At 42.9% G+C, this 14,722-nt stretch carries 14 protein-coding genes; 13 read left to right on the top strand and 1 reads right to left on the bottom strand.

Annotated features, from left to right (window positions below; all coding sequences use genetic code 11):
* Positions 1–232: 232 nt before the first annotated feature.
* Entirely contained in the window at positions 233–472 is a 240-nt protein-coding gene (locus P343_RS37810; RefSeq protein WP_084297805.1) for a bacteriocin immunity family protein, read from the top strand.
* Positions 473–963: 491 nt separating this feature from the next.
* On the opposite strand, the gene P343_RS30840 is transcribed toward P343_RS37810, so the two are convergent.
* A complete protein-coding gene (locus tag P343_RS30840; protein ID WP_023510722.1) occupies positions 964–1,350 on the bottom strand; it encodes a RidA family protein in 387 nt (128 codons plus the stop codon).
* A 233-nt stretch (positions 1,351–1,583) separates the two neighbouring features.
* Here P343_RS30840 and P343_RS30835 point away from each other — a divergent pair, with 233 nt between their 5' ends.
* The 12 genes from P343_RS30835 (at position 1,584) to P343_RS30775 (ending at position 14,707) form a co-directional block, all read left to right on the top strand.
* Positions 1,584–2,069, top strand: coding sequence for a tetratricopeptide repeat protein (locus P343_RS30835; protein WP_023510721.1), 486 nt, complete (start codon positions 1,584–1,586; stop codon positions 2,067–2,069).
* A 291-nt stretch (positions 2,070–2,360) separates the two neighbouring features.
* Positions 2,361–4,790: a Xaa-Pro dipeptidyl-peptidase gene (locus P343_RS30830; RefSeq protein ID WP_023510720.1), complete on the top strand. Its 2,430-nt coding sequence runs from the start codon at positions 2,361–2,363 to the stop codon at positions 4,788–4,790.
* Between the two features lie 53 nt (positions 4,791–4,843).
* Entirely contained in the window at positions 4,844–5,431 is a 588-nt protein-coding gene (locus tag P343_RS30825; protein ID WP_023510719.1) for a DJ-1/PfpI family protein, read from the top strand.
* Positions 5,432–5,898: 467 nt separating this feature from the next.
* Positions 5,899–7,479: a Vga family ABC-F type ribosomal protection protein gene (locus P343_RS30820; protein WP_023510718.1), complete on the top strand. Its 1,581-nt coding sequence runs from the start codon at positions 5,899–5,901 to the stop codon at positions 7,477–7,479.
* 597 nt (positions 7,480–8,076) lie between these two features.
* The gene (locus P343_RS30810; protein WP_023510716.1) at positions 8,077–8,886 is read left to right on the top strand and encodes a pyrroline-5-carboxylate reductase family protein; all 810 of its coding nucleotides are present in this window, start codon (positions 8,077–8,079) and stop codon (positions 8,884–8,886) included.
* Between the two features lie 3 nt (positions 8,887–8,889).
* Complete coding sequence (locus P343_RS30805; RefSeq protein ID WP_023510715.1) at positions 8,890–9,660, top strand: VOC family protein; 771 nt, start codon at positions 8,890–8,892, stop codon at positions 9,658–9,660.
* Between the two features lie 14 nt (positions 9,661–9,674).
* Complete coding sequence (locus P343_RS30800; RefSeq protein WP_023510714.1) at positions 9,675–10,556, top strand: transporter substrate-binding domain-containing protein; 882 nt, start codon at positions 9,675–9,677, stop codon at positions 10,554–10,556.
* Positions 10,557–10,586: 30 nt separating this feature from the next.
* Complete coding sequence (locus P343_RS30795; protein ID WP_023510713.1) at positions 10,587–11,285, top strand: amino acid ABC transporter permease; 699 nt, start codon at positions 10,587–10,589, stop codon at positions 11,283–11,285.
* A gap of 14 nt (positions 11,286–11,299) precedes the next feature.
* Positions 11,300–12,115, top strand: coding sequence for an amino acid ABC transporter permease (locus P343_RS30790; protein ID WP_023510712.1), 816 nt, complete (start codon positions 11,300–11,302; stop codon positions 12,113–12,115).
* Positions 12,081–12,821, top strand: a complete 741-nt coding sequence (locus tag P343_RS30785; RefSeq protein WP_023510711.1) for an amino acid ABC transporter ATP-binding protein — start codon at positions 12,081–12,083, stop codon at positions 12,819–12,821. The genes P343_RS30790 and P343_RS30785 overlap by 35 nt, the downstream gene beginning before the upstream one ends.
* Positions 12,822–12,926: 105 nt before the next feature.
* On the top strand, positions 12,927–13,670 hold the full coding sequence (locus P343_RS30780; protein ID WP_023510710.1) for an SDR family NAD(P)-dependent oxidoreductase: 744 nt from the start codon (positions 12,927–12,929) through the stop codon (positions 13,668–13,670).
* Positions 13,671–13,702: 32 nt separating this feature from the next.
* Positions 13,703–14,707: a uroporphyrinogen decarboxylase family protein gene (locus P343_RS30775; RefSeq protein ID WP_023510709.1), complete on the top strand. Its 1,005-nt coding sequence runs from the start codon at positions 13,703–13,705 to the stop codon at positions 14,705–14,707.
* The last annotated feature ends 15 nt before the right edge of the window (positions 14,708–14,722 follow it).

The raw sequence follows: 14,722 nt of genomic DNA, 5'->3' as shown, positions 1-14,722 counted from the left end.
TGATGTCCTATATAAAAATTTTTCGTTTGAATTTTTAAAAAATAATGGGCCGCATGACGAGACGTCAGCATCTCTGGGGAATACTTGTCTGGAAAATGACAGTTTTGTGTTTTCTGTATAAATAGTGTTGTGGGGCTTCAAAAAAGATCTATAATTGCTTTAATCTCAAAGGAAGTGAGCAAATGAAGCCGAGTAAGAGCGCTTTGAAAGCTATAGAGGCTAAGAAGAAACATTGAAACATTGTGATCCTAACGAGCATAAATCATTAATCGACTTGTTAACTGAATATAAGCATGAATTAAGTACTCAAGTGAATGATGTGCCTTTATTAAATAGTTTAATAAATAAAATTTCTTGGTGTATTTTAGAAAACGATTTGAAAGCACCTAAGGAAGTTACTGAGTTAGTCAGAACGCTAAATGTATTATTATATAAAGACCCAACTGTATTTTTGATAAACACAATACTTTAAAGTTGTGATATGGTCGCGATACGAAAAGTTGAAAGGGACACCATTTGCTTGCGCATTAGGGGTTCCTTTTTTTTACCGACTGCCCTAGGAACGCAATCGGCTAAGCGTCTTTTTCTTGACGAAGATAACCAAGGGCAGCCGGGGAAGCCTCGAAAGGATTTCGTGTTGTGAAGTATATTTTTGGATGAATTGAAAGCAAAAGTGTTCATTTTATTTTTACTTGAGGATTACATTAATTAAGAGAGAATTGAACTTCCAAAATAAGTTTGGAAGTTCAGTTCTTTTATTGTACTCAAGGACAATAAAGTTGCTTTAGACACAGCTATTGAAAGGTCATGGAACGATGCCAAGTTGAAAAATATAATTAGAACTGGAATCATTACAGTGGATGCATAGGCAGGATTATATTGGGAATCAATGTTTTGATAATAAAAAGGACACCAAGAAAAGGCGTCCTTTGAAATGTCCAAAAGCAATGGGAATGATTCAGCTTATTTTGCAGCCCAAGCTTCAATTTCCACTTTGATTTCGGGTCTGGCTAAAGCTGAAACGTAAGCCAAGGTTGTAGCCGGTGGCGTTTGATTAGCGAATTTACTCCATTCTTCTAAATAGCGTTCTCGATCCATTTTTTCAGTAAACCAAAAGTTGACTTTGAAGACATTCTTTAAATCAACGCCTTCACTCTCAAGAATGGATTTGATATTTTCTAAGGCATTTCCAAACTGTGTTTCAATATCTGTGGGCAATTGCCCGTTTTTATCGTTCCCAATTTGACCGGATAGAACAACCAGTTCTGCATCTTTTGGGATTACAGTTACGTGAGAATATTGAGCAACCGGAGGCGCAACGTTGGTAGGATTTGATTTTCGTATTTCCAATTCTGATGCTCCCTTACTAATTTGTTATTTAACCATACACATATTGTAAAATTTCAACAAGTGTTTTAGATTGAGTATCTGCGGAATATAAAAGGTCTTGAAACTATAACCAAGTCCTGTATACTCTTGATGCAAAACAAGGGTCCCACCTAAATAATATGAGATAAGTAGTCAATTTTTCCTCGTTCAGGAGACCGTGGAACAAGCAGACTTGAGTATTGGAGATGAACGTAATGAAAAAAGAGTTGGAAAAAGCAGTTGACTTAAGAAATAGTGGAAACCACAAAGAATCTAACCAATTACTTCTAAAACTTGTTCGAGATTTTCCTGAAGATGCCTCAATTAACTATCAATGCGCTTGGAGTTATGATTTATTAGGTGAGGAATCGAAAGCTGTTCCTTATTATGAAAAAGCTATACGCCTAGGGCTGCCCCCAGGCGAGTTAGAAGGAGCCTTGCTTGGGTTAGGGAGCACATATCGAACATTAGGGGCGTATGAAAAGTCAAAGAAAACATTTTTAAAGGGAATTGAAGCATTTCCAAACAGTAGAGCACTTAAAGTCTTTTATTCGATGACCTTATATAATTTGAACGAACATCGTAAAGCAATGGAGTTACTCCTAAAATGTTTGGCAGAAACCACATCAGACAATGAATTACTAAATTATAAACGAGCAATCCATTTCTATTCGGATAAATTAGATGAAGTTTGGGATTAGACAGTGAAAAAGTGTTCTATAGGAAACAAGGGGTACAATGCATAAATCGCCAAAATCTGCAGCACAAAAACTTATCTTTAAACGTAGTGGTCATTTTCGTTCTTCTTAGTGTAGGTGCGCATGTTACGAACTCCGATACCGATTAAGAACAGATGAGTTTGTGATACAAACGGGGCAAGGACAATCCAAATGAAAAAGGATATTAAGGGATGCTGAAGACGAATACCTGACCATGAATCATGCTGAATGAATGGTATACTAGCTGTAGTTATTTGCTGAGGAGTTTTGTCGATGAAAAACAATCAATTTGCACGGATTAATACCGATCACCAGACCGTGGTCGAAGAATTACAACAGATTCATTTTTTAGATGATGAAATCAGAGTTGCGCTAACGCCTGCTGCTGTCTATCATTTGCTGCTCAAAAAGGCGTTCTTGAAGGTTAGAGGAGGTCATGACTATGATGTCAAACTGAAAAACTATCTAGCGACCCCTGAAATTGATCTTAAAGATTACTTTGATGCCAGCAAGCCGATCACGGCGGAGGTATTCTATTTAATCGCTCTGCAACTCTTCGGTTTTTTAGCGGATGTTGACTATGAGATTACTGATCCACTGGCTGCGATGAAAAAGATGCAGCTGCCGATGATTGAAGCTGAAGGCGCATGGAACAAAGATCAGGTATTAGATGCTTGGTATCTGCTGCTCACATCCCATACGAAGAATGGACAGACGTTCCTTGATCAACTGACCAATCAAGGATATTGTGCTCCATTTTATGATTTGTCGGTAGAACAGAAGCCGCTTTTCTTTAATGGCAAAGCCCAAGCTGTGTTTGACACGTCCAAACTGATTCGCGAGGTTGTTTACGTGGAGTCTTCCGTTGATTCGGATCATGATGGTAAGCGAGATTTACTAAAAGTTGAATTTATTCGTCCGGCGGAAACGGAAAACGGACTCAAGGTACCGGCACTTTTTACAGCTAGCCCGTATAACCAAGACACCAATGATGAAGCCGGTGCCAAAGCCATGCATAAGGTCAATGTGCTGCTGGCCGAAAAGCAGCCGAATGATCTTAGCTATGAGGACATTGCCTACCAAGATGAGGAAATGGTGCTGCCGGAGCCGCGGCCGGTTGCCGGAGAAACAAAATACGCTACTGAGACGTTCAGTCGCGAATTTTCCTATACATTGAATGATTATTTCTTGGCGCGCGGTTTTGCGGCGGTATACTCCGCCGGCATTGGCACGTTAGATTCGGATGGTATTCAAACCTGTGGGGATCCGCAACAGACCGAAGCAACCATCGACATTATTGAATGGCTGAACGGCAAACGACGTGCGTTCACTAATCGCACGGATCACATAGCGATTACGGCTTGGTGGTGCACGGGTAACGTCGCGATGACCGGACGTTCTTATCTCGGGACCTTGGCAACAGCTGCTGCTACAACTGGGGTTGAAGGATTAAAGACGATCATTTCTGAAGCTGCCATTTCATCCTGGTACAATTATTATCGCGAAGGTGGCTTGATGGTTGCACCTGACGGATTCCCTGGTGAAGACGCAGACGTGCTGGCAATTGAGACACTGAGCCGAATGAAGGCGGCTGCCGATTATCATTTGCGCATCAAAGAATTTTTTACTGAGCAGATGAAACAGATGGTGCGCGATATGGACCGTGAATCAGGTAGCTACAACACCTTTTGGGATGCACGCAACTATCTCAAAAAGGTGAAGAACATTAAATGCGACGTGCTCATGGTTCATGGACTGAACGATTGGAACGTAAAACCGGGCCAAGTGGAACAGCTGTGGCAGGCATTGCGTGAGGTTCCGGTAACAAAAAAGATCATCCTGCACCAGGGGCAGCACATCTACATTAATGCGTTTCGCTCCATTGATTATACGGATATGATCAACCTCTGGATTAGCCATGAACTCTATGGTATCGAAAACGGAGCAAAGGAACTTCTGCCTAACGTGATCGTTCAGGACAACGTGACCCCGGAAACATGGAACGCTTATCAAGATTGGTCTGAGCCGAATACACCGAAGGAAACCTATCACTTTGCTGTCGAGAAACTAGTTTCAACTCCGGTCGGCCATGAAGTGCTGTCCATTAAAGATAGCCTTCCGGAGGACATCTTTAACCGTTACGCTGATCATATTGATCAATGGGAACAGGACATTCTGGCGGAGCGGAAAAATGATTTGAGTGAAAACCGCCTGTTGTTCAAGACCGAGCCGATTGAAGCGGACAAGATTATCGATGGCCGGGTGCGTATTCACGTAAAAGCAGCCTCAAATCAATCATTGGGGATGCTGAGTTTTCAGCTTGTTGATTATGGCGAAGCAAAGCGATTTAATGCAACGCCAACCCCAATTGGCATGAATGGAATTGATCAAGGGTACCGTTGGCGCGAAGATCGGCTGAATGAATTTACTCCGGCCAAGTTCGCCACACCATTCAAAATGATCACGAAAGGCCATATCAATTTACAAAACCGGGAAAATCCTTGGAAAGTTGATGAATTAAAGCCTGACCAGTTCTACGAGATCGACATTGATTTGCAGCCTACCTTCCACCGATTGGCTGCCGGGCATCAACTAGGACTTGTTATTTATGCGACCGATTTCGGAATGACCGTTCGCGGCAATCAAGATTTGCGTTATTCAATTGACTTAAGCAGTTGTCATTTAGATGTGCCGTTTAGGTAACTTTTTGTTGTTATTGTTATGGAAAAATAACACTTTGAGAAGAGGCCAAGATCATGGATGTAAATATCCTGCTCTTTCCAGATTTTGAAACGCTGGACGCTTTTGGACCGGTAGAAGTACTGGGGCAGATCAGCGAATATACTCTGCGCTATGTGTCTATGGACGGTGGGACGATAACGAGCAGACAGAAGACGCCAATAATGACTGAGCCGATTCACCACACAGATGTAACAGGTATTCTTCTGATTCCGGGTGGACAGGGGACGCGCCCTCTGGTTAATAATGATGATTTTATTAGGAAGCTGGGGGATGCAGCCAACCTATCTACCTACTGTCTGACGGTTTGTACCGGTTCGGCTCTATTAGCGCGAACATCACTTCTGAATGGACGAAAAGCAACGTCAAATAAATTAGCTTTTGAATGGGTAAAAAGTGTGAATCCCTCGGTACAGTGGATGGAACACGCGCGATGGGTCAACGATGGGAAATACTATACATCATCCGGGGTCTCTGCAGGCATTGATATGACTTTAGGTTTTATTGCCGATCAGTTTGGTGAGGCACAAGCGCGAGAAATTGCGCATCATATTGAGTATGTCTGGAATAGCGACAAAACCAATGACCCTTTTTCAATATGTTAACCAAATGCTAACCTGTTGAAAAAATCGCTATCGGAGGAACACGGGCTTGCCGTCTGCCATGTCGTTGCTACTTTACAAGTGACTGTGCTTTGATTTAAACTAAGAATAATCAAATGAACGGAAGGGTGAACCAAAGGCCGATGAAAAACTAATCCTATTTTCGAAATCCGGTAACTGAAAGATGTTTGTGAGCAGCGGATTTTTTCTGCACATATGTCTTCAGATCGGAGTTTTCAGGATAGGATTGGTTATCTGCGGCCGGCCGAAAAGATCGGGTTTCTTTTTGGTATTCGCCTATATATGCCTCCTATTCTGAGTCCAGATAGGGGGCATTTTTATACAAATAGGATTGTATAAAAATTAGCGGAAGCTAGTATAAGAAAATCTAAGGCTTAGCCTGCGTCAAAGCATTGGCTTCGCCAAGTTTTTCTTTATGTCCCCAGAAAATGATAAACGGGGATGATTCGATGATCTTGTTAGAAGCGCTTCATATAAAGCATTATGTAAAGGATCGTTTATTACTTGATGTAGATCAGCTACACATTCTTCAAAAGGATCGTATTGGATTGGTTGGCCGGAATGGATGCGGGAAAACAACGCTTCTGAATATTTTTGCTGAAAAGATCGTTCCGGAAGAAGGAACGGTGATTCAACGTACTCAATGTACCCTGTTGCCACAGCTAAAGCGAACCGATACAACGAAAAGCGGCGGAGAAGTGACTCAGGAATACATCCAAAAAGCACTTATGAGCCATCCGGAGTTGTTGCTTGCTGATGAACCAACGACCAATTTGGATACGGATCATATTGAATGGTTGGAGAAGAAGCTCAGTGAATGGCAAGGGGCGTTTGTTATTGTGTCGCACGACCGGGCCTTTCTGGATGCACTTTGTACAACGATATGGGAAATCAATGAAGGCAAGCTCAAGGTATACACAGGCAATTACAGCGATTATGCCAGACAAAAGGAAATAGAGCGTACAGAGCAACAGTCAGCTTATGAAAGCTATGAAAAGAAGAAACGGCAGCTGGAAGAAGCATTAAAACTAAAAGAGAGGAAAGCTCAGCGGGCAACAAAGAAACCGAAAAACTTGAGCGGCTCTGAAGCACGAATTACAGGAGCCAAACCCTACTTTGCCAAGAAACAAAAAAAGCTTCAGCAAACGGCCAATGCCATTGAAACACGATTAGAAAAGCTGGAAAAAGTTGAAAATGTGAAAGAGCTTCAGCCGCTTAAGATGAACCTTCCAAATGCAGAAACGTTTAAAAATCGAATCATTCTTCGTGTCGAAGATGTATCGGCGCGGTTCGGTAAACGTGAGCTCTGGCACAACACCAGTTTCTTTATCCGCGGCGGGGACAAATTGGCAATTGTCGGACCCAATGGAAGCGGGAAAACGACACTCGTTAAAAAAATCATGAATCAAGATCGCGGAGTTTCGTACTCACCGTCGATGAAACTTGGCTACTTTAATCAGAACCTAACGATCCTTGATGAAGAAAAGTCGATTATTGATAACGTCCGTGCGACCTCAAAGCAAGAGGAATCGCTGATCCGCACGGTGCTCGCCCGGATGCATTTTTTTGGTGAAGATGTGTATAAGCCGGTCGGTGTTCTGAGCGGCGGCGAGCGGGTCAAAGTCGCACTCACTAAAGTGTTTTTGAGCGACATGAACACATTGATTCTGGATGAACCGACGAATTATCTGGATATGGAAGCCGTCGCTGCATTAGAGTCGCTGCTTAAGGACTATGAAGGAAGCGTCATTTTTGTTTCCCATGATCGCCGGTTCATCGAAAACATCGCAACACGGATCCTGGAAATCCGCAGTCAGACGATTCACGTATTTGAAGGAACCTATCGACAATGGAAAAACGATAAACCGAAAAAAGTGCGCGATGACGATAAGGAAAAGCGATTGGTCCTCGAAACAAAAATAACGGAGGTACTCAGCAGGTTGAGTATTGAGCCTTCTCCAGAACTAGAGGAAGAATTTCAGCGGCTATTAAAAGAAAAAAGAGAAATGGGGAAACCGCATCAAAGATGAGTCGTTGATGCGGTGCTAAGTACCTGAATCTGTACTGAGAAAATCAAGTTAACGAATGGTTTCTGTTTAGGACGAGGCTGTCCCAAAAAGTAGTCTCCACAAAAAACTCGAGAGGGAATAAAATCCTCTCGAGTTTTTTTTCGAGAAAGCCATCTACCAGTTTCTGCCAAATGCAAGATTTTATTCTGCCTGAAAGGATCTGCTTCGCAGCACCAAATGGCTGTGCGTGTGTGCGGTTGCAGTGTGAATACGTTTTTTTCTGCACTTTTAAGACCTCAAGCAGATTGCAACAGGGTGAATGAACAGCGGAAGAAATCAATTGACAGCTAAAAAGCATACTATTAATATAGGATATACCACATTAATTTGATAAGTTGGTAATCATGAAAGTCAATTTAAATAATGTCCATATGTTGTATACAAGCCATGTATAGTGTTGGATAATTATGGAATATTTGACTAAATCTGATTTTTCAGATAACATACCATTAAGAGTTAAAGGAAATGGTTCATTTTGACCTAATGGATTGCAGGTATACACAATCTGAATCACAGGACCGAGTTTTCTTCTTTATCAAAATGGAGGTTAGAAAGACTATGACGAAATCATTGTATGCCATTGGCGGCGGCCAAATGGTTGAGGCAATCATTCGTGCATCGCTAAAAAATCAGGCGACTTCTCCTGAGACGACGCATGTGGTCGATATCAGTCCGGATCGGGTGCGCTATTTAGCAGATACTTATCACATTTCAACCAGCCGGGAATTTCAAACTCAAGCATTAAAGGATTCTGATTTAATTCTGCTCGGTGTTCGCCCACAAGATGACTGGGCAGGCATTTCCAAGCAGATTGGTGCAAGCGGCCAAAAGAAAACAATTATCTCTATTGTTGCTGGTGTCACGATTGAACAATTGACGGACGCAATCGGAGATGAGGATTATCCAGTTGTACGTATTATTCCGAATACACTCACGGATACGGGATTCGGAGTTTCCGGCGTAGCTTTGAATGCGTCGGCGAGGCAAGAGGATGTGGATGAATTTCTGAAGAGCTTCGGGAAAGTCGATTACATTCCTGAAAAACAAATTGATATTTACACAGGTTACGCAATAGCGGGACCAAATTATATTTACAACTTTTATCTTGCCTTAACAAACGCCGGTGTTCTTGGCGGCTTATCGAGAAAACAAGCAAACGAAATAGCACTTGAGAATTTGCAGGGCGCGGCGAAAATGCTGGAGATCACAGGCAAACATCCTTATGAGTTGTTGGATATCAACAATTCAGCAGGTGGGGTTGGCATTGCTGCTCAGCATGAGTTGGATGCTAGTGATTTTGCGGCAGGCGTCCAGAATGCGGTGTTGGCAGCGATCAAACGGACGACAGAATTGGGAAAGGAGAGCTAAAGAATGGCCGTTTTAAATTGGGATCACACAATGATCAATGTTCAAAATGTTGATGAGGCTGCGAAGTTCTTCGGCGATCATGGAATTGTCTTTGCACGCGGTGGCCGTCATGAAAAATGGGGTACCGAAAATGCCTTAGGGTATTTTGGCTTGAATTATATCGAATTGATTTCTGTGTATGATAAAGTACGAGCAAAGCAGTTTTCCCGCTCAGACGCTTCCGCAGTTTATGATGCGGTTAAAGATTATCAACAAAAAGTTCAGCGAATCAACACGATCGCGATCCGTACTACGGATATTGAAGCGGTTCACAAGCGTCTGAAGGATGCCGGGATCAATGTTGGTGAAATCGAAGAGGGTCAGCGCTTGGACGAACAAGGCCACCTGATCACATGGTTGATTTTCTTTATCGATGACACCATTGACGGATTGCCGTATCCGTTTTTCATTCAATGGCAGGGCAGCGATAAAGATCGTGAACAAAAACTCACGGAGCAAGGCTTGATCGTGCAGCATGCTGCCGGAGATTTAGTGGCGAGACAAGCTGTTTTCAGTGTTCCTGATCCGGAAAAAGTTGCCGGAATCTGGAGTGGATTATTGGAAAGCAAAACTGAGAATACAGATTCCGAATACCATGTTCAATTGGGCGATCGGCAATTGACTTTTAAACAGGGCCCGGAAAACCACATTGTTCAACTGAATTTTGACGGCGCTGGTGATCAGTTAAAACAACAAACATTAGCACTTGATAACATAAAATTTTCATTTAAATGAGGAGGATTCACAACATGAGGAAATTGGACAAGATTATTATTGGGGTTATAGCAGCAGTTGTCATTGTATTTGCCGGAGTTTATTTTCTCGGCAATCAGGGTTCGGATAAAACAAAGTCTTCCAGCAAAGCCAGCTCGGATCAGCCAAAGGTGATTAAAGTCGCATATGCGACCACGAACTTCCCGATTACTTATCAAAATGACAAGAAGCAAGGCGACGGTTATGATGTGCAGATCTTACGTGAAGTTGATAAATTATTGCCGCAGTACAAGTTCGAATATGTAGGTACCAGTGACGATGACGTTTTGATTGGTGTAAAAAGTGGCAAGTACCAAGTCGGCGTTAAGAATGTATTCTACACCGCGGATCGTGCCAAGACATACCTTTATCCTAAGAACTATTTAGGTGTGAGTGACTCTGGATTTGTTGTCAGAACAAAAGATAAAGATAAATTCGGCGGTTTAGCTAAATTGGCAAATAATAAAGGTAAATTGGTTCCCATCGCTCCGCAAAACGGACAATACGCAGTGATCGCTGACTATAACAAGAATCACAACCCTAAGATCGATCTAGGCAGTGCCGACACATTCGTCGTTTCTGATGCTCTGAAATGGGTCAATGAAGGCCGTTACGATGCTTACTTCGCGATCCGTCCAATGTTTGAAGCAAACGTTGAAAAGAAGAACGGTGCGAATGCTGATCTGAAAGGTAAGTTAACCTATGTTACGTTAGGCGGAATCAAGACGTACCCACTGTTTAACAAGGACCAGAAAGAATTAGCAGCAGCTTATGACAAGGCCATTAAGAAGGTTATTGATTCTGGTAAGGCAGCACAACTCTCAGAAAAATACTTCGGTCAGGATAACTTTAAGTTGTTGAACAAGCCGTTTGAATAATTCGAGTAAATAATAGATGAGGTTGTGTAAATGGAGAATATTAAATTAATCATTAATTTTTTAGGCCAACTATTACCAGCCATTAACATTACCTTGATTGTATCTGTATCATCGATCGTTTTGGGAAGTCTGCTAGGCCTAGGACTCGCGGCGGCCAAGCAAAGTCAATCGATCATTTTACGTGTGCTTTCCAGCATCTATGTGAGTGTTATTCGGGCAACGCCGTCAATCATCATGATTTTCGTTGTGTATTACGGAATGCCGCTCTTATTTAGCGGATGGCTTCATATAAACATTGAGGGCTGGAACCGCATGTACTTTGTCATTATTGCGCTGACACTGCTGTTTTCAGCACCTGTTTCAGAAATTATGCGGTCAGCCTATGAGTCGATTTCCAAGGGGCAGATGGAGGCGGGTCTGATGGTCGGCATGACGCCGTTCCAGACTTTTTATCGGATTCTGTTACCGCAGGCTTTCGTTGTCGCACTGCCCAATTTTGCGAATTCAGCTATTAACCTTTTGAAAGAAGGCGCGCTGACATTCACGATCGGGGTTGTCGACATGGTGGCCAAGGCTCAGATGATTGTAGCCAATAACTCTGGCGGCTATGCTTGGCAGACCTACTGTGCCTTAGCCTTAATCTACTGGGTGATCTCGCTGGCGATTGACAAAGGCGTGACCTTGGTTGAGAAATCCTATCAGGCAAAAAGAAAAACGATTGCCGCTTAAGGGGAGCATCTTAAATGTCATTAAATACAGATTTTATGGTTAAAGTTGCCCAAACGGCCATACAGGGTGTCCCCGTCACGCTGCAGATTGTTCTCGTTGCATTATTGATTTCATTGCCGGTCGGCTGCTTGTTTGCCTTAATCAGAATATATCGGGTCAAGGGTCTGGAACAAATCGTAAAGCTTTATGTGTCCTTTGTGAGAGGTACACCGATCATTGCGCAGATTCTGATTGTCTACAGTGCATTTCCAAGCCTGTTGAACATGATCATCGGCAAGGCTGCATTCAGCATAAATCCGATTTATTACGCGTACATCGTCTTCACATTGAACAGTATTGCAACCTTGACGGAAGTTTTTCGTTCAGCTCTGCAAACGGTTGATAAGGGTCAGATGGAAGCGGGTTTGATGGTCGGCATGCAGCCTCGCCAGACCTTTTGGCGGATCATTTTGCCTCAGGCGTTAATTTCAGCGCTGCCGAATATTACGAATGCAACCTTATACCTGATTAAGAATTCGTCGTTAGCGTTCATCATGTCGGTTAAGGATATTACAGCGATTGCTAAGACGGAAGCGGCCTTCAACTACAATTTTCTGGAAGCCTATTTGGTTGTTTGGATTTACTATCTGATCATCTGTTATAGTGCGGAAGTGATCTTCTATCTGCTCGAACGCTACTTCAGCAAATTCCGAAGATCAACGAAGAAAACAAACCTCTTCAACTGGCGTCCATTGAGTATCAAGCAGCCTGAAGTGAGGGCGGAAGCAGATTTAACAGAAAGTGAGAGGACCAATCATGCTCAAAATAGAGGGCTTAAAAAAAGGCTATGACGGTAATGAAATTCTAAAGGGCATCAGTTTGGATGTGAACAAGGGGGACGTGATTTCGATTATCGGACCCAGTGGTTCCGGGAAGACGACGCTTTTGCGAAACATAACCACTCTTGAGCAGGCAGACGGCGGGCACATCCAATTTGCCGGAGTCGATAATGACTTTCAAAAATTGAACAGCAAAGACATCCAGACCATTCGTCGCAATGTCGGATTTGTTTTCCAGAATTATAACCTTTTTAATAACAAAACAGCGTTGCAGAACATCACCGAAGGGCTGATCGTTGCCCGAAAGGTGAAAAAAAGAGAGGCTGAGAAAATTGCTCTGGAGGCACTGGAACGGGTCGGTCTGTCGGATCGCCGGAATCACTACCCGTCACAGCTTTCCGGCGGACAGCAGCAGCGGGTCGGAATTGCCAGGGCAGTTGCGTTGAATCCCCAGGTTATTTTCTTTGACGAGCCTACTTCAGCTTTGGATCCGGAATTGGTCGGGGAAGTGCTTAAAGTCATGCGGAATCTTGCTGATGAGGGGACGACGATGGTTGTCGTCACGCACCAGATGAATTTTGCACGTAATGTTTCAAATAAAGTGATCTTTATGGCTGACGGCTACATTGTCGAGCAAGGATCACCTGAGGATATTTTTGAACACCCTTCAGAAAAAAGAACTCAAGAATTCCTGACAGACATCTTAGCGAATGTCTAAAGAATAAACATAAAATCGTGGCAAAATTGCCTGCTTTGAGTGTTTCTTAAAAAGATTTCAAGAATTCGACGAGGTTTAAACCATTTTAGAAGGAGACACAGGCAGGTGGCAAATGAAGAAAAACATGTGATTGTTACTGGTGCAAGCAGCGGTATTGGTCAAGCAACTGCGATTGAACTGGCACAGCGAGGATACACTATTCATTTAATCGGTCGGAATGCAGAACGGCTGGCTGAAGTCCAGTCAAAGACGACGATTAACGGCGTTCATAGCCATATCTATCAACTGGAGTTGACCGATAAGGAAGCCGTTAAACAAACGTTTGATGATATTTATTTGAAAACCGGTCGAATTGACGGGTTAGTGAATTCGGCAGGCTTTTTCTATACAACAGACGTCTTAGATTATGATGATAAATCCTGGAAAGAAATCATGGATGTAAATTTCTTCGGCACCTTGTACCCAAGTCTAGCATTGCTGCCAAAGCTGGTTGATCAGGGCTTTGGAAGTATCGTGAACGTTACTTCTGTCGATGCTTTTGACGGAATCTTGGATTACGATGCTTATGCAGCTTCAAAAGGTGCGGTGACCAGTCTAACCAAAACACTGGCACTGGAGGGCGCTTCGAAAAATGTTCGCGTTAATGCGGTCGTTCCTGGAATTACTGATACTGAAATGACACATGAACGGATTCAGGAGAACATTGAAAAGTACCGCAAAAAGGTGCCGATGCAGCGTCCTGCCCAAGCTTCTGAAGTAGCTAAGCCGATTGCATTTCTGATTTCTGACGATGCCAGCTATATCACTGGTCAAAGTCTTCACGTCAATGGCGGCTGGCGTTTGGCATAATGATAAAAAATTGATAATTACGGGTGACTAAAGTGGCAGAAAACAAACATCAGATTTTCTTAGATACATTGGATAACAAACCCACTGATCGGATACTGTCCGGTTTCTGGCATCACTATCTGTCAAACGAGCAGCAGCAAGTGCTTGGATATCGTGATTCAGCTGTGATCGACAAGGTGGTTAAGTTGCAGCAGAATTTTTATGATCGCTACCACCCTGATTTCACAAAGATTATGAGTGACGGCTTCTTTTTGCATCCAAGTGTGATCGATAATGAGTTTGAGACACCGGAAGACCTGAAAAAAATTCAGCACATTGAACATGACGATCCTTGGATCACACGCCAAGTCGATGCGATTAAGGCAATTGTCGATCATTATGACGGGGAGATCGGCAGCTTCTACAATTTTTTTTCGCCGTGGTATCAGCTGCGTCTGCGATTCGAAATTATTGAACATGATCCCGAAAAAATTTATCGTTTATTCAAAGAGAATCCTCAGGCAATTGCCAATGCTTTTGATGTTCTTGCCGATGATCTGATTGTATTGAGCACCAAATTGATTAAGGATTCGGGGATTGACGGCATCTATTTGTGTGTGCAGCAACCCCAGGATTCGGTCATTAGTACAAAGCAGTGGCAGCACTATGTTCAACCAAGCGAAGTTAAATTGTTGCGGGCTGTTCAAAATGTTCATGATTACAATATGATCCACATCTGCGGCTTTGAAGGCAAACGCAATCGACTGGGCGATTACAAGGACTATCCGGTGAAAGCTTTTCACTGGGCTTCCTATGTTGAAAACGTCTCTCTGAAAGAAGGAAAGAAGCTTTTCAGCGACCGCGCAGTGATGGGTGGATTTGAAAACACGGAAAATGGTGTCTTTTACAAGGGCACAAGAGAAGATGTTCAGACTGAAACAAAGCGTCTGCTCAAAGAAAATGGCCGCAAAGGTATTCTCCTTAGCGCCGATTGTAGTATTCCTTTTGATACGGATGATTCACGTGCTGTGTGGATCTCAGAAGCTGCGAACGATTAACGTCAAGTTGTACGG

It is taken from the genome of Sporolactobacillus laevolacticus DSM 442, from assembly GCF_000497245.1.
GTDB lineage: Bacteria > Bacillota > Bacilli > Bacillales > Sporolactobacillaceae > Sporolactobacillus > Sporolactobacillus laevolacticus.
The sequence above is the reverse complement of the archived record's forward strand: the minus strand, read 5'-3'. Positions and strand labels throughout refer to the sequence as shown.